The 15,080-nt window shown below is 53.5% G+C and carries 16 protein-coding genes; 6 read left to right on the top strand and 10 right to left on the bottom strand.

What is annotated here, in order from left to right; genetic code table 11:
* Positions 1-330: 330 nt before the first annotated feature.
* Both AB4Y36_RS34865 and AB4Y36_RS34860 read right to left on the bottom strand, forming a co-directional pair.
* Positions 331-846: an HAD domain-containing protein gene (locus AB4Y36_RS34865; protein WP_368685395.1), complete on the bottom strand. Its 516-nt coding sequence runs from the start codon at positions 844-846 to the stop codon at positions 331-333.
* An 80-nt stretch (positions 847-926) separates the two neighbouring features.
* Positions 927-1,283 (bottom strand): hypothetical protein, encoded by a 357-nt coding sequence (locus AB4Y36_RS34860; RefSeq protein WP_368685394.1) that lies wholly within the window; start codon positions 1,281-1,283, stop codon positions 927-929.
* Between the two features lie 59 nt (positions 1,284-1,342).
* On the opposite strand from AB4Y36_RS34860, the gene AB4Y36_RS34855 reads away from it, so the two are divergent.
* On the top strand, positions 1,343-1,549 hold the full coding sequence (locus AB4Y36_RS34855) for a hypothetical protein (protein ID WP_368685393.1): 207 nt from the start codon (positions 1,343-1,345) through the stop codon (positions 1,547-1,549).
* Positions 1,550-1,641: 92 nt separating this feature from the next.
* Here the strand turns inward: AB4Y36_RS34855 and AB4Y36_RS34850 are convergent, their stop codons facing one another.
* From AB4Y36_RS34850 to AB4Y36_RS34820, 7 genes are all read right to left on the bottom strand, one after another.
* On the bottom strand, positions 1,642-2,553 hold the full coding sequence (locus AB4Y36_RS34850; RefSeq protein WP_368685392.1) for an HAD domain-containing protein: 912 nt from the start codon (positions 2,551-2,553) through the stop codon (positions 1,642-1,644).
* 340 nt (positions 2,554-2,893) lie between these two features.
* Entirely contained in the window at positions 2,894-3,082 is a 189-nt protein-coding gene (locus AB4Y36_RS34845; protein WP_368685391.1) for a hypothetical protein, read from the bottom strand.
* A gap of 122 nt (positions 3,083-3,204) precedes the next feature.
* The gene (locus AB4Y36_RS34840) at positions 3,205-3,642 is read right to left on the bottom strand and encodes a hypothetical protein (protein ID WP_368685390.1); all 438 of its coding nucleotides are present in this window, start codon (positions 3,640-3,642) and stop codon (positions 3,205-3,207) included.
* A gap of 38 nt (positions 3,643-3,680) precedes the next feature.
* Complete coding sequence (locus AB4Y36_RS34835) at positions 3,681-3,890, bottom strand: antitoxin Xre/MbcA/ParS toxin-binding domain-containing protein (protein ID WP_368685397.1); 210 nt, start codon at positions 3,888-3,890, stop codon at positions 3,681-3,683.
* A gap of 279 nt (positions 3,891-4,169) precedes the next feature.
* Positions 4,170-4,607 (bottom strand): hypothetical protein, encoded by a 438-nt coding sequence (locus tag AB4Y36_RS34830; protein WP_368685389.1) that lies wholly within the window; start codon positions 4,605-4,607, stop codon positions 4,170-4,172.
* 16 nt (positions 4,608-4,623) lie between these two features.
* Positions 4,624-4,908 (bottom strand): BPSL0761 family protein, encoded by a 285-nt coding sequence (locus tag AB4Y36_RS34825; RefSeq protein WP_368685388.1) that lies wholly within the window; start codon positions 4,906-4,908, stop codon positions 4,624-4,626.
* A 289-nt stretch (positions 4,909-5,197) separates the two neighbouring features.
* Positions 5,198-5,425: a DUF6471 domain-containing protein gene (locus AB4Y36_RS34820; protein WP_368612582.1), complete on the bottom strand. Its 228-nt coding sequence runs from the start codon at positions 5,423-5,425 to the stop codon at positions 5,198-5,200.
* Between the two features lie 256 nt (positions 5,426-5,681).
* Here AB4Y36_RS34820 and AB4Y36_RS34815 point away from each other — a divergent pair, with 256 nt between their 5' ends.
* Together AB4Y36_RS34815 and AB4Y36_RS34810 are read left to right on the top strand one after the other, a co-directional pair.
* A complete protein-coding gene (locus AB4Y36_RS34815; protein WP_368685387.1) occupies positions 5,682-6,221 on the top strand; it encodes an HAD domain-containing protein in 540 nt (179 codons plus the stop codon).
* Between the two features lie 87 nt (positions 6,222-6,308).
* Positions 6,309-7,646 (top strand): TniQ family protein, encoded by a 1,338-nt coding sequence (locus tag AB4Y36_RS34810; protein ID WP_368685386.1) that lies wholly within the window; start codon positions 6,309-6,311, stop codon positions 7,644-7,646.
* Between the two features lie 469 nt (positions 7,647-8,115).
* Here AB4Y36_RS34810 and AB4Y36_RS34805 read toward each other — a convergent pair whose 3' ends face one another.
* Positions 8,116-9,012, bottom strand: coding sequence for a hypothetical protein (locus AB4Y36_RS34805; protein WP_368685385.1), 897 nt, complete (start codon positions 9,010-9,012; stop codon positions 8,116-8,118).
* A gap of 471 nt (positions 9,013-9,483) precedes the next feature.
* Between AB4Y36_RS34805 and AB4Y36_RS34800 the strand changes: the two genes are divergently transcribed.
* The 3 genes from AB4Y36_RS34800 (at position 9,484) to AB4Y36_RS34790 (ending at position 15,061) form a co-directional block, all read left to right on the top strand.
* Positions 9,484-12,360: a DDE-type integrase/transposase/recombinase gene (locus AB4Y36_RS34800; protein ID WP_368685384.1), complete on the top strand. Its 2,877-nt coding sequence runs from the start codon at positions 9,484-9,486 to the stop codon at positions 12,358-12,360.
* 242 nt (positions 12,361-12,602) lie between these two features.
* A complete protein-coding gene (locus tag AB4Y36_RS34795) occupies positions 12,603-13,658 on the top strand; it encodes a TniB family NTP-binding protein (protein ID WP_368685383.1) in 1,056 nt (351 codons plus the stop codon).
* Positions 13,655-15,061: a TniQ family protein gene (locus AB4Y36_RS34790; RefSeq protein WP_368685382.1), complete on the top strand. Its 1,407-nt coding sequence runs from the start codon at positions 13,655-13,657 to the stop codon at positions 15,059-15,061. Before AB4Y36_RS34795 ends, AB4Y36_RS34790 begins: the two co-directional genes overlap by 4 nt.
* Positions 15,062-15,080 lie beyond the last annotated feature (19 nt).

The raw sequence follows: 15,080 nt of genomic DNA, 5'->3' as shown, positions 1-15,080 counted from the left end.
ATCGTAGAACCCGGCCGACTCGGCGCCGCTGGTGGGGAGAACCCTCCGGCGGCTACGCCGCCTCCGAGTTCTCCCCACCAGCCAAAACCTCTGTCGCTATACCGGCCAAAATGATTGTCGCCGCGCAGCTAGCGCATCCAACAGGTCGAACCAGCCATCGCCGCACTCGAATCCCCAGACCGGGAATGGATCCGGCGCCGGGCCGCACGGGTCACGAGGCGGGAGAGCTGAGCGGAAAATAAGCGGATAGCGATCGCGCAACCTTTTCTGCAGTTCGTCACGCATCTGTTCCTCTCTATCGCTGAGTTCGCAACGGAATTCGCATGACTCTCATACAGGGTGTCGTGCGTCTTCGGTAGCCATTCCGGCCAGTCCCGCCTTCAGCCCGGCAATGGCCGCTGGCACCGCAATGCCGAGCACCGGATCCGTGAGCACGAGATGACCCTTTGCCCAATCCGGCCACCCATGACCGTCGTCATCGAGTGAAAGCCACGCTTCTGGCCGACGCCGAATGACGTCTGCACAGACCTGCAAGCCGCGGGGCATTGCCCGGAAGAGCGACGCGTCCATGTCACGATGGAACGTCGCGCCGATGACACGCGCGCGCAGGCCATCCGGCAGCCTGTGCGCGACCTTGCGGACGCTGCCATAGACGATGACCCAGTTGGTCGAGAGCACGATCCGCACGTCCGGGTACGGGGCAAGCAAGTCAGCAAGCAGGCGGGCGTGTTCGAGAACTACGTGGCCAGGCGGAGTGGCGACATACGGACCAGTTCCTGGCCGTCTCCAAACGTCCTCCGGATGCAGTACGCCATCAAAGTCGAGATAGAGGATGCGCCCGCCCATATGCGCGGGCGGTGGAGTCGCCCTGGGGCGCTCGGCTGCGGGATATGCAAATCGCTGCATCTACGGGATCGTCCCAATAGTTACGCCGCCGTCTGGACTGGACCAGTAACCCGGACAGCGAGAGTCCTGGCTATTGCGTCGCGCGCGACGAGTCTCTTGTTCACCCCGGCCCCACGAGGCCCAGTTGCCGCAGCGGTCAACGCGGGCAGGCGAATCAGTAAAGTCCCGGCCGACTGACCCAACGGGCTCCCGATCATCGCCAGATCGCTCTGGACGACCTCAAGCTCCAGATACACGGCGTCCTCAGGCTCGAACAGCTCGGTATAAAGCTGCCAGCCCGGCAGATCGCCTTCCTTCGGCTGGAACCGGATCGTACTTTTGATACCCATGACTTGCCTTCGCTTGTTAATGGCATCGCCCAGTTTTGCGACCGGCATAATGGATCGGGCGGGGACGATGACAACGCCTAGCCGAGCACTGCAAATTTTTCCCGCACATGCTCAAGCAACGCGAGCAAGGCATTGCCGATGATCCTGCACCAGGTGTGTCAGTGGAGAACCTGATGTCATCGCGCGCGAGCCTCGCCTCTGCTTTCCATTCCAAGCCGGCGGCATTCGGCATACTTGTTTCGGATTACCGCTCGGCCGGGGCCGGTCGTGTCAATTTCGAGTACGTCGCCAACTTCCCAGCCCTCGGCCTCTAGTTCGGTCCATATGGTGGCGGGTAGCTGAAGCACGCCGTCGCCGCTGCTATCAGAAGCCTCTTGAACCTAAACTGCCCACCGTTTTTGGGATATCACGGCATATCCTCCAGGATCTTTGCGTGAACATCGGCAAGCCACTTGGCGATGCGCGATAGCACGTCGCGATCGTTGATACCGATGGCCGGGTCAAGCAGGACGAAGTGCTCGACGAGCTCACCCGGTGCTCCGAAACCTGCTCGCTCAATTCCGAACACCGCATCGTCAATCGCCAGCCAGTTTCTCAGGCGCTTGCCGGCTGCATAGCGGATGATGACATCGGTTCGCTCGGTGCCGGCGAGCAGGTAACTCCATCGAGGTTTGACGTCTCCTGTGGTTCCGACAACCCGACGACGCAACGCTGCCGGTAGCGCATCGATCACCTTCTGCACTGGCATTTTCGTAAGCCACGAAGTCGTAAGCACGATCTCGATCTTCGGATACCCAACTAGTAGCTCCTCGAGCAATGGAGCGAATTCGAGCAACGGTCGCCCGGAGTCGAGCGTTATGTCCCCGCGGTCGTCGATATACGCGGTGCCGACGTGCAAGGTCCCATCGAAGTCGACGAACAGCGTGGGCGTGAGCTTCTCCGGATCCAGCGGCATAGACACCGGACCGCGTGCCTGACGATTCCTCGGTGAGGAATTGGCTTCCGTCAACTGCCCCCAGTTGACTGTTTGCCCGAGGAAATCAAGCGCGTTTTCGGCATCGGCTGGAGGCATGACAAGCATCGTGAGGCCCAAGCCTTCCAGCACCTTGAACAGGCAAAACGTATCGACCGGCTTCCCGTCCTCGAGGCTCTTCAAGGCCGCGCCGTCGATGTTAATGATGTCCGCTGCGTCCTGAAGGTCGAGACCGCATTCCAGCCGCTTAAGACGAATCGAGCGGCCCAGTGTCGCGAGGTCGAGGGCAAGAGGGTATGGCTTGCGGATCTGATTCAATGCGGTGGGCGACATGATGCGCGGCATGCCCTAAATGGTCTCCGACACCTGGTCGATGGCAACACGATTCCTGCGCCTACCGCAGTCCAATGGATGCTCGTACGGACACACATTTCTGCTTCGAGCATCACGGTGCTCATGCGACATAGCTCCCGTTACTACGTCTGGCCGCTGTGATGACTTCCCGGGGCCGATCCAGCGCATCCTTTGGCACAACCGCCTGCACCTGTTCGTCACTGATTCAACCGTTCGGAAAATAAAACCATGCTGCAGTCTTCCAGCTATCGGTGACCGGGCCGAGCTCCGCGAGAATGTCGCGAATGAGGAGCGGCGGCTCGCAAGTAGTATCAAACTGGTAGGCCGAAAACTACGCCCGACCACTGACCGTCACGCTGTAGATGCGGCCCCGCCGCTTCCAGTTGCTTGCTGGTTGCGACCTTCTGCAAGGCGGCCTCTTTTGCCGCGCGTTGATCTGCGCTGCGGTCAGCCATTCGCCCAACTCCAACACGGCCTGCATGATTTCCAGGCGGCGGAGACGCTTATTCAGCTGGGCCATGCGGAACCTCCTATGCCGAAATTGGCAGCGAGTGCGTGCCGGTCCAGTTGGAAATGATCGAGCAGGTGAGCAAGCGCTCATTGCCGCTGCCGATCTAAGTCTTCAGCAACTTGTGCTGCGGACTAACCATGCACCGCCCCTGCCACATGATCCCTCGCAGCCTCCAGCACAGCAGAAGGTGCCGACGTCATGACTTCGCGCGGGCGCTTACCGTGCAATATGCTGTTCGTCGACTCAAACCATGAGGCGATCCGAAGAGGCGTGTATCCCTTGAACACCTTCAGGATCTCCACCACTTCAGGAATCGGATTTCCCAGCACATCAAAGACGTAGCTGGGATACAAGGTCTCACCAGCCCACTTAATGGCAAACACCCTACCCTCGTCCTGCCACCGGTCCGCTGCCTCCGGAATCACTCCCGCGCTCTCCCGCTTACCCACCGTCTGTGCCGTCAACCAATTCGTGCCGTTGAGCACCGCTTGTGCCGCCATCGCCTCCATCCCGGCACGCAAGGGTCCGGCCTCCGCCTTTGTCCTATCGTCTCGTTGCGTTTTCTCCATCTCCCGCTCCGTGATGAAGTCCGTGCTCAATAACGGGGTTAGACGCAGATCCCATGACGGATGCGTGCGAGAGTCGTTTGGACACGGTCCGCCCCATTTTCGGCGGACAGCAAGTCGACCGGTCTGGCCATTCCCAGTGCCCGGTTAGGCGTCAGCAGCCATCGAATCCCGAGCACGGGATTTTCAAACACGTCCGTAGCATCCTCGTACGCATGGACGATCCGTGCCTCCAGACCGACTGGATCCATTTGTCCGGCTGGCTGACCGCTTTCGAGCCGCGCCCGGATGCGCATCAACACGCGCTCGGGGTCGCGGTCGGGCTCGCCGGGCCACGATTCTTCACATGCATCTCCCATCCCATTCCTCATCTCGTCCGGTACCGGAAACTCACCTCCCGCCGTTCTCATGCGGCACGAGCGATCGCCCAGACGGCTCCGCCTTCAATCGAATCGTCAGGATCACAGACTATGTTGGCGGTAAACAGTGCCCTACGCTGGTCAGGCGGCCGGCTGGTGCGGCTCATCTCGTCAGCGTTGGCCGTCAAGAAAGTCGAACCAATCGTGCGCATAGGCGCAGCCGTGATCGGGAATGGACGAACCGCTCAGGTTCTGATCAAAGAATGTTCGAGTGGGCTCCGGGATCTCGTCCAGCCGCACGTAATGTTGGCCTGCATCGTTCGTCCGGACCGTCACTTCGGGTTTCGCAGGTCGCGGTGGAAGTTCTTCGCGACCATGATTGAGGGCAGCCGCGACGCAGCGCGCAGTGATATCCCATACACTGCTCGCCCATCGCGGATAATCTCGGACGAATGCAGGCTCGCCGACCACACCAAGCGACGCTTCTTGCAAGATCACCCTATAGTCCCCAAGTGCGCCGTCGCCCAGCCGCGCAATGTCCGCCGATGCGATGACACGCTTTGCGCGTTCACTTCCACAGGGTAGCAACTCCACGGTGACTCGCAGCATCCGACACACCTCCCCATCAGCGACTCTGGGAATTGCGAGAACTGTGAAGCGATTTCTTGGTCACCGGCGCATCGAATCTGGACGTCGGCGATTGAGAGTAATCCTCCCTCAACGTTCCCCACAGCGCCGGAAGTGAATTGCTCGATAGCGTAATGTCGGCGTCTGACGGGAAGTGCCGCAAGAGTTGAATGGCCAGGGTACGGACAAGGCGGTGATTAAACGGGCCGGTATGAGCAGCAAGTATCGCAAGTAACTGTCTAGTCCCGTACACCGAGCGGGTCCGTTCAACAGGCGTCGTCATCGCACCCTCCATCGCTAGCCGCACGACACGCGGGTTAGCTCAACCCCGCAAAAAAGTCTCGCATACGGCATTATAGTCCCATATATGAGATCAGCAAGCTGCGGCGAGCGAAATTTCCAGATAACTAGTGCATGACGATGGGGAACGCTGGCAGCACAAGAAGTAACGCAACCACGGCCAGGGACTCGCCTGCTCACCTACACCACACCTACAACCTGTCGGCCCCCCGCGGCGCCACACTCGGGGTGCTGCCAAAGTGATAAAGCCCACGCAGAAGCTGAAGTCGGGGTTAGGTTACGTCCGTGAGGTCCACGCGAAAATCCGTTCGACCCAATGCCTTCATGCACTGCAGGTAAAACGCGAAGCTAAAGCTACCTCTAGACAGCTTGTTCGCGATAGATCGTTCAGTCTCGCTGACTCCGATGCCAGCAAGTAACAGGGCGAGTTGTCGATAGCTAACCCCGTGCCGAACAAGTTCGGCGCGAAGTACGTTTCTAGCCACCTCATACCAGTCCATCCGCCCTTACCCCTGCAAAAAGGCGGATTATTCCTTGCCTCTCTCGAATAGGCTCCTATAATCTCATATATGAGACTTATATCGCGAAAACAGGATCTAACACTATCAAACGTTGGGCAGCTATTGCTGCGTCGAAGAAAGATGGATACGTCTCGCTGCCGCATCTGTATGACCCGAACCCTTATGCCGCGCCTTTTAGGGAGTTACGCGCTGGCTCACGCTGTATGCGGATAAGTACATCGATGGTGCCTCATCGATGCGACCTTCTTTGGGCTATCGCCTAAGCCTCGAATGCGATACGAGTAGGAGTAGTAGAAAGATGGTGCTCTTTCTAAATTTCGACGGCGTGCTACATCCTAACGCAGTCCAGTTCGACAAAAACAACCACCCATTTCTGTACGCACCGCGGCATCGTCTCTTTGAGAGCAGCAATGTACTCGCAGAAGTCGTCGCAGACTTCAACGACTTACGTCTAGTCCTTAATACGTGGTGGACATACAAAGTTGGATTTGAAGAGAGTTTGCGCCACCTTCCGAGTTCCCTTTCATCACGGGTTGATGGGACTATCCTTCAGCATGCCAGCTTTTACCCAGCTACTCCTCATCGGATCGAGCTAGCAACCGATGCCGCGAAGAACTCCGCGGAACAGGTTCTCATACTTGACCACGCAGATTCCCGATACCCCAAGTGCTTCCTGCGACTTACGCTGCTTCTCGAACCACAAATTGGATTAGCCGACCCAAGAGCCGTTCAAGCACTCCATCGCATAGTTTCACGCACAACCACCCAGAAGTAGCGCTCGCAGAGAATAAAATGCGTCGCGAAAGGCATCTCATCGCAATGGCAGCATCGTGAATTCTCCCCGATTGCTATCGAGTACTCCTTGACCTCGCAAGCTCCCTCAGGATCTCGACGGCCGGCAAGCTGGCCAGAAGATTTCCCTATTCGCTCACAACTATTTGGAGCTACACCATATGGTATTGACGGAGCAACGCGCGAAAGCGTTATGAGTTTTTTCAGACGTACAGCAAACGCACATGGGCTACTGCCCCGCTCCCTTGCATATTACGTAATAGTTCCACCGATGGGGATCCCAACACTAATCTCAGCGGATTTCACAGCCGACGAGTGCTACCGGAAAAACTTGTGCGGGATGAGCGCGAGCGCAGCTCGCTGGATTGCTGTATTGAATGACCTAACTTCCCGCTCCGACCTGCAACTATTAACCCTGTCTTCTCTTAAAAACCTAGTATCTTCTTACCAGCTTCTCGACTCGAAGAACCGATTTTGCCCGCTATGCTACGCGGAGGACGAAAGAGCTGGACGTGAAAAGTATGATCGCCTGCTGTGGACAATACGATGTGTTACGGCATGCCCGTTACATCTATGCCGACTAATTGTTGAGCCTCCATTTAAAGGGCATCGCCCCTTTTCCTTCACGGTTCCGGGTACGTCAAGAATTGATGGGACCAGCCTTGCAAACGTCGCCAGCGAACGAGCTTCAAATTACGAGATAGAAGCCTCCAAAAAAGTATCTGGATTAATTGATTACCTATCGATTGAAACATATACGAAATCATCTCTTCCAGATTTTTTATCTTATGTAACTCATAATTTTTTTGATGGAAATTCCGCTGCTCTCGCGCGCCACCTTGGAATATCAAAGTCGCAAATTCATGGTTGGATGAACGATGCAATTCTACCGAGTCTGGCGTTTGTTACGCGACTCTCGTATGCTTTTGATTGCACTATCGTCGACATATTATCTGCAAATACAGTTGGTATTCGACTACATCATGGAAGAAAATTTTGCCGTCGCCTATTCGACCTCGCACGACGCGTAGGCTATAAGGTGCCTCGTGAAGAACTGCTCGCGTCCCTCGCAACCTTTCTGATGTTCAACCCCAATTCGAATGCTATAGACGCGGCAAGACACCTTGACGTATCGCCGAAATTCCTTCGGGAAAACTTCCCAGAGAAAAACGAGGCACTCGTCATCGCTGGCCGTCTCCATCAGCAGCGAACTTCCCAGGAACGGAAAGACGCGAAGGACCACGCATATCAGGAATCACGCCTCGCGCTAAGAGACAGCGGCACCTACCCTTCACGTAGGAAGATCGTGAAAAAACTCCAAGAACAGGGAATCCGACTAACTTATGCAGATGAGCGGCGTGCAGCGAGAAAAGCAAGAGCGGCTGCGATACCGAATCACCCTTTTTAGGCTTCCTCCTAAGGAGGAGCGTTTCTGTTCGATCGCCATCAGACCACTCATTGCGTTGTGCGCACATCCTTTCTCTTCATTTCTACAACCGCATACCGCTCGGCGCTCCCGCACGCCAGACACGTTGTTTTCGATCGCTTTGAATGATTGCTTATCGGAAGCAGAAGAGACGATCGGATGTGGTAAAAGCGCTCTCGACGAACGGCTGTTCATCGGCCGATCACGGACTAGCAATCTGATACGCACCCCGAGAGGCGCGCCTAGATCGAACTGCTTGGCGACGAAGCGGCATTCGACGGCCACGGCTTCCTAAGAGGCAGACAGAGCGAGACCAAACCGCCTTTCTCCCGTGGGGGGGGTGTCATAGTTCTCAACCAATCCAAGCCTCGCTGGACGTCCTCAAGCGAAAGAAATGAGCGATTCGGCCAGCGAGCCGAATCAAACGAACCAACACGCAACAGTGCAGGTATTAACCCCGACTTCTCGCTTTCTTAAGGACCTGCTTAAGGATCGCTCGCAATCCCATCCGCGCACTATCTCTGGCAGACCCAAAAAACGGGAGAACATTTCGCTCGGCGAATCCACGAACTTTTCGCAGATAGATATCCCTTATCGGGGGCAACCCGTCTTCTTCAAGGACTTGCTTGAAGAGTCGGTCGTATTCGTTAGCAAACACTTGAGAAAAAACCGGATGGCTGGCGATCTTCTTACCTGCATCAACGACGGCTAGCCGATAATAAACGGCTCTCTTGAGTTCGCGGCGCAACATCGCCTCTCGATATAAGCACCAGAACGCGACGAAGCGGTCAAATTCTGCGTCGCTGCACCCTTTGACGGCACTCATAGCACTCTTAACACCTGCGTCAAGTGCGCGAATTTCGTCGTGCAGTGAGCTTCGCTTGCGCCACCATGCAGGAGTGGACGGAAAACCCTCCTCGGCAACGTAGAAAAAGCAGACCGAGTTCGGACCGCACAGGGAAAGCACTGTCGCGTGAAGCAACTCGGAAACACGGTCCAGAGAAATTTCGCGCTCCATAAGCTCCCATGGCTCGTAGTAGAAGCGTGTCACCCGATCGCCACGCGGACGCTCCGCGACCGCGGCCAGCCAGTTGTAACCATAACGGCCACCGCCCTTCGAACTCAGGACATGTTTTCCACTCTTCAGCTGATAGAGGTACTTGCTATTGGAACCTGGTGCGCTATCTGGTGCCGCAAGGCGCTTGCTAATGGCAGAAGCGCTTTCATCAAGGATATAAATCGCTGCTGTAGCCCAAGCCATTGTCGCAGCGCGACCAAGTTGCTCGTGGAAAATCGACCTCTTGCCAGAGGTGTCCCAGACCGGGGTCGGAAACGGGTACGCGGCCATGTCCAATCTCCTGCGCGGAGTGTAGTCCACTAGCACCAACAATACACCATTTCCTCCAACTGAATGGTTCCAACATGACATCTCGCTGCGCGGTTACACCGCGGCGAGTTGCCGTTTTCATGGGAACTGTTAGGTTTATCGCTGTAGCCAAGTATCAGATCTGTCAGGCGAGTATGCGATCTGGAGCACTTGCCGGTGGGAAGTCAAACGATTCATCCTTGATCGGCGAAATGAAAATATCGTTATCGATGTACTTCGGACACCTACTCATGTGCACGCGCGCTTGAGATCATCAATTGCGATGAACCTTCCCGTGGTCGATAGCCAGACAGTCCCACGCTATCGTCCACATCATCCAAAGACAATCGACATTCGGATTGTCATAACCCTCGAATATTTCTCAATGGTGGCTATCTTTGAGCTGGTCTTGACTAGAAGCAGATCCAAAGCCACTATTGACTGGAGCGCAGTATGAGGATTGAGTTGCCGATCACCCTCGAGCCAATTTCCGTCTGGAAGCAAAGCGAGAAGCAATGGATGGAAAGCTGCCACCTCGGATCCGCAAAACGATTCACTGATGAAGAGCGATCGAAGGCTTTGCAAGATTGGGGAATCCCCGCTGCCGGACAGACATACATCCTGCGATCCCTACGGGAAGCACCCACGAGAAAGTTTCCAGGTATAGGTGGAAACGTTAGGTCCCGTTACACGTCAAAGAAGATGGGAGTCCGTATCGGGACAGAGAGCAGACGGGTTGAATTTCCCGCTGTGTTAAAGGCCGATTTTGATGGATTCACTCGCGAATTATGCTGCCAGCCAGTTCTGGTCAGAATCACGCGAACGATTCGCCGGACTTCACGTCACGGCCGAAAGGAAACGGAATATCAATATGACGTTCCCTACACACCGGATCTTCTACGCCTGACCGACTATGGTGCCTTTGTCGAGGAATGGAAGACAGAGGCCGAACTCATCAAGTTGGCAAAGAAGTCCCCCGATCGCTTCTACAAAATTGATGGCACATGGCACTGCCCGGAGCGAGAGGAATACTTTAAAGAACTGGGTATCACCTTTTGCCTTCGCTCCTCCGCAGAGCATAACGACCAATTCGCGGTGAACCTGGAGCATCTCTCTGCCTTCCTGACGGACGATTCGCGACCCATTACGGATGATGCGATGTCTGCCATCGAAAAATTCCTCAGGAAGCGTCACGGTGCGGCGAGTTTAGCCGCGTTAAATCATGAGGCATACGAAGACGATACGCCATGGAATGAGGATATCGTTACTGAAGCACCACCGGGTCGATTTCGAAGGGACGATGTCTGGAAGGCTATCGCCGACCAGAAGACCTTTGTCGATCTGGAATACGTCGACCTCTCCGATCCTCACGACGTTGTTGTCTGTCTGACTCGAGAACAGTTAGCACTTGTCCAATGGCGTCGTCCGCCACCTCATGCAGTTTCGACCCATTTCGAGATGACAGTCGAGATTGGAACCGAGTTCATGTTTCGCGGTCGGCCTGATGTGTACACGGTCACCGGATTGCCCGAAGGTAAAGTCCTCTTTCGGAACTCAGCGGCAAACGTGTTTGAACAAGAATCAGAGCAACAATTCCAATTGCTCATGTATTGCGGGGATGTTCGGCTGCTCTCAACACCTAAAACCACGGATCAGCTGCTGGCGGAGAATGACCCGATTAGCGATGAGAGAATTCAAGAGGGCAATCGCAGGTTCGAATTGCTGGAATTACTTGACGAAATCGACGTTCCTCATGCATTTACCAAGAGAACTATTCAGCGTTGGAGAAAGTTGAGACGGGAAGCCGGAGATTCCCGACCGCTTCAGAAGCTTGCTTTGATTCCGAAGCGTCGTGGAGGACGGGGGCCTCAACTCACGCAGGAAGTAATCGACATAATTCGGGAGGTCGCCCTCGGCGGCAACACGCCAACAAATCCGCTCCAGTCTAATAGCTACGAAGCATTCAAGAATCTCTGCAAAGAGCGAAATCTGAGGCCTTGCTCCAAAAGTACGTTCTATCGACGATCCGTGGAGTTCCGCGATATACATGCGAGACGCGGCCCCCGCTTTGCCTACAATAAAGAGCCCGCAGTATGGTATCTGCATCGCCACGACAAAATTCACGGCGGGCGTCCATTCCACCGAGTCCATATAGACCACACCAAGCTTGATGTCGTAGTCAAAACACGAGGGAGAGGGGGACGCGTCTACAAACTACGCGCGTGGCTCACCGTCGCAATGGACGCGGAGTCACGGGCTGTTCTGGCTTTCTATCTCGCAGCTCACCCGCCAAGTACGGTGAGCTGCATGATGGTTATTAGAGCAATGGTCGCGCGACACAAGCGCGTTCCCGATTTTATTGTTTGCGATAACGGTAAAGAATTTCACGCGAAGGCTTTTGATAGATTTTGTGACCTCAACGATATCACCATCGATTATCGCCCAGCCCATCAGTCACGATTCGGCGGCGTGCTTGAGCGCCTTTTCGGCCTTACCAACACAGAACTGATTCACAATCTAAGGGGCAACACGAAGGCGACTAAACACGTCCGGACAATAACACGCTCGGTAGACCCGATGAATGCTGACCACCTCACCTTCGTCGAGTTACACGGTCTTCTCGACTACTTTTTCTTTGTCGAATATAACCGTGAAAAGATCCATCCAGCCCATGACCATACACCAGAACTATATATGCATAAGCGGTTCATAGAAACAGGGAGACGTCTAACAAGGCTTCGCCCATATGACACACAATTCATGCTCCAAACTCTCATTCCAGCACCCAGAAATCCATATACGATAAATTCAAGTATGGGAGTGCTAATACGCCCCATCTGGTATTGGGCCGATGAATTTGCAGCGGCACGCCACAAAAAAAGAAAAATTGATATCTATGTCGATATGTGGGATGTCAGTGTGGCATATGCGATCGTAAATAAACATTGGGTAAAGTGCGTCTCGCATTTACTGCTTCGCTATCGCAACCTTACATCAATCGAGTTGCGTTATGCTCTGTATGAGGTCCGCCTGCGGCTCAAAGCTTCTCCCGGTGAAAATTTGCAATCGGTTCTTGACGATGTATTTGCCGATAATATTCTTCCGCCAGTAGCTGAAGCCACCGCCGCAACGAGAATGCTCTACGGCCCGGCGGGACTCACCTCCGTTTCCCCCCCTGCCACGCGCACGTGTGAAGATCACGACGTAGCATCCACCAACTCTACGCACTCCACGACCGTCATTGATAAGCATGACGAAGGATATGAATATCCATCTCCTTCGAAATTCAAAATCGATTATGCAAACCTTCCAGCTAGACAACCAAACTAAGTGTACGTTTCGATATGATCCAGCATCCGCTACGCGATGGATGCTCAGGAGACACTGCGAAATCTTCGATGTCTCATGTCGCTCTATCGAAATAATTTTCCACTGCACAGCGGATTGCATTAAATCGTACATACTCGCATCCGGAGGTATTTCAGCAACGTCGCCTTTCCAACTTGGATTGAAACGTCATCAGCATTTCTGAAAACGTCAGATCACGCTATCGACCATGGGAGACAAGCATCGTGATTACTAGAGAGCAGGCCATCGCGGGCTCGCCCCGTGACAGGAAGATATATCAGTTAAACCTCACAATTCCTCATAGAAATTTGGATAGGGTTCTAGATGACGTACAACCGCTTATGGAAGAGGATTCAGGTCTCACCATCGTCGTGATTGTAGGACCTACTGGAGTCGGAAAATCATCTCTTGGCAGGAAATTACTAAGAAAAACTCTCGAAAAGTATTCGTATTTGATTCAAGAGGACCCAGCCATCATCCCGGCTGTGATGGTGGAAGTCGACTCGCCAGACAAGAAACAGGAGATAGACTTCGGCCTATTTTTCGCACGGATCTGTTCGGCGTTACTATCGCCAAGCGTTCTGGATGGTTTTGCCACTCCCAAAAGTCTTTCTGATACTGTCGACTACACGGAAAAAAGTCGGATAATGCTCGAAAAAGCCATAGTCGGACGAGATCTTCGACATCTTATTCTGGATGAGGTAATTCATTTTTTAGCATCGTCAACACCTCCCGAGCACTACGGAAATCTTCTGAAATCGCTTTCAAACAGATCAAATTTTGATCTACTGCTACTCGGCGCATATGGAAGTGAAGAGATAATTCACGCAAGCGGCCAGCTAGCGCGTCGCATAATTATTCTGCACTACCAGCGCTACACAGATTCCACCGAAGATTACAAAGAGTATGCAACGTTCATGAAATCAGTTGCGTTGCAGATGCCATATCGATTTGAAATAGATTTGGAACACAGTGTTCATTACCTATTCGATGGAAATCTCGGAATTCCCGGTTCATCGGTAGAGGTATTACAGAAGGCGGCTGCACGATGCTCAAGAGAAAAGCATCCAAAGTGGAGCGATGATTTCCTTGTGAAATATATGCCCTCCATAAAGGCGCAAAAAGAGATTGCGATGGAAACTCTACGCGGCGAAGAGCAAATCCAGCCATATCTTCAAAATCAGCAGCGTGTCAAATACGCGACAGAAACGGAGATTCGGGCATTGTTAGGTGCAGAGAAAGCCGAGAGAAATAGGTTAAATCGAAATCGAGCTCGATGAAAGCTTCTGTCCAATTGGTGAGTATTCCCAGCGGGTGGCCAGATGATGCTCCGCCGCGGTCTGCGTGCTTTGGCTTAACCCCTGAAGGAGAGAGCGGCGAAAGCTACGAAGATCTAGTAAGCTACTTCCGTAGATTGTGCGCTTGCCACGGCATATTCCCACATTCGTTTGCTTGGCGAATCAGACCGTTATTCGAAAATCAAGAAGTATGCACACCGAACTTTAACCAATACGCTACCGTTATGAACGGCGTGACCGGAGGAGCGGCTACGTGGGTCGACGTCCTGGAAAAGCTTACCCTGCGCACTGACCTGATTCTGAGAACGCTCCTTCCACTACGCGGCCTGATTGGACGCACCAAACTTTTGTGCAGAAAAGAGCGTTTCTGTCCATCCTGCTATTGTGATGATGAAATTCAGGGTCGCCCAAAATACAATCGATTGCTTTGGTCGATCGATTGTGTCGAAGCCTGCCCTTTGCATCGTACTCTTCTTGAGACCGCCCCTGAACCATCAAAGCGCATTCGGTTCACGTTCTGGCTACCGGGAATTTCTCGCCTTGATGGCAGCAGCCTAGCAAATCACGAAGTTCGACAGGCCAGTAGTCAACAAGTCCAAAAGGCGCGTTTGATCGCTGACCTACTGGATGAGATCCATGAAGATCCGGAAGCATTCGCAAATGGTGCTCCGATTTGCGAATTTCTGCAGCACGCAGCAATTACACTGTTCGACGGGAAAATAAGCAAGCTATTTAGTTACCTACGGTGCGGCAAATTATTTTATCGGTGGAAGCATGGCGTGACCAAGCCTTCGCTTCCTTTAGTTGCGCGTATTGCTAGTGCTTTCGACTGCAACATTTCTGACATTCTTCTAGGAAGAAAAGTGCCTTTAAAAAGGATCGTTGATTTGAGCTTCGATTTCAAAAGATTAAATTGCCGGCGGCATTTCCGCATTGTCGAATCGTCAGAAGCTTTGCTCACGGACCTTAGGAATCTCGAGAGTTCGGGGATGGCGAAAAATCTCAATCAAACCTGCAGGCTTCTTGATGTAAATAAGGACCGTTTGCGCAAACTGGCGCCAGATATCGTCGCGCGGATAGTTAAAATTGGACGGGAGGACAGACACAGGCAAAAATTTGAACGGGAGGAAGCCAACTTTAACAACTATTGGCAATGCTATCAGGAACTACGCTCACAGCACGTACAGCCAACGAGAGATAGAGTTTCGTCGCTAGTGTCTCAAAGAACGGGAAGAAAATTCAACAGGTCTGAGACTTCAAAGTTTCAGACTAGAGCGTCGCGGTTATCAGCGGCCGTTAAGGTTGCCGAGGACGCCCCGGATAAACCTCCTTCGAAAAATCGGGTCACAACAAGGACAACCAATTCTTGTCGTAAACGACATTAATTGATGAACTCTACAAAGA

Source organism: Paraburkholderia sp. BR10936, assembly GCF_040965735.1.
In the GTDB taxonomy this organism is placed as follows: Bacteria; Pseudomonadota; Gammaproteobacteria; order Burkholderiales; family Burkholderiaceae; genus Paraburkholderia; species Paraburkholderia nodosa_A.
The sequence above is the reverse complement of the archived record's forward strand: the minus strand, read 5'-3'. Positions and strand labels throughout refer to the sequence as shown.

Excerpts from the sequence above, each read along its gene's own strand:
- AB4Y36_RS34835 (WP_368685397.1), bottom strand. The coding sequence starts at position 3,890 with ATGGATCCAGTCGGTCTGGAGGCACGGATCGTCCATGCGTACGAGGAT.
- AB4Y36_RS34855 (WP_368685393.1), top strand. The coding sequence starts at position 1,343 with ATGCTCAAGCAACGCGAGCAAGGCATTGCCGATGATCCTGCACCAGGT.
- AB4Y36_RS34830 (WP_368685389.1), bottom strand. The coding sequence starts at position 4,607 with ATGCTGCGAGTCACCGTGGAGTTGCTACCCTGTGGAAGTGAACGCGCA.
- AB4Y36_RS34840 (WP_368685390.1), bottom strand. The coding sequence starts at position 3,642 with ATGGAGAAAACGCAACGAGACGATAGGACAAAGGCGGAGGCCGGACCC.
- AB4Y36_RS34860 (WP_368685394.1), bottom strand. The coding sequence starts at position 1,283 with ATGCCGGTCGCAAAACTGGGCGATGCCATTAACAAGCGAAGGCAAGTC.
- AB4Y36_RS34865 (WP_368685395.1), bottom strand. The coding sequence starts at position 846 with ATGGGCGGGCGCATCCTCTATCTCGACTTTGATGGCGTACTGCATCCG.
- AB4Y36_RS34820 (WP_368612582.1), bottom strand. The coding sequence starts at position 5,425 with ATGGACTGGTATGAGGTGGCTAGAAACGTACTTCGCGCCGAACTTGTT.
- AB4Y36_RS34790 (WP_368685382.1), top strand. The coding sequence starts at position 13,655 with ATGAAAGCTTCTGTCCAATTGGTGAGTATTCCCAGCGGGTGGCCAGAT.
- AB4Y36_RS34825 (WP_368685388.1), bottom strand. The coding sequence starts at position 4,908 with ATGACGACGCCTGTTGAACGGACCCGCTCGGTGTACGGGACTAGACAG.
- AB4Y36_RS34845 (WP_368685391.1), bottom strand. The coding sequence starts at position 3,082 with ATGGCCCAGCTGAATAAGCGTCTCCGCCGCCTGGAAATCATGCAGGCC.
- AB4Y36_RS34850 (WP_368685392.1), bottom strand. The coding sequence starts at position 2,553 with ATGCCGCGCATCATGTCGCCCACCGCATTGAATCAGATCCGCAAGCCA.
- AB4Y36_RS34815 (WP_368685387.1), top strand. The coding sequence starts at position 5,682 with ATGCGACCTTCTTTGGGCTATCGCCTAAGCCTCGAATGCGATACGAGT.
- AB4Y36_RS34805 (WP_368685385.1), bottom strand. The coding sequence starts at position 9,012 with ATGGCCGCGTACCCGTTTCCGACCCCGGTCTGGGACACCTCTGGCAAG.
- AB4Y36_RS34800 (WP_368685384.1), top strand. The coding sequence starts at position 9,484 with ATGAGGATTGAGTTGCCGATCACCCTCGAGCCAATTTCCGTCTGGAAG.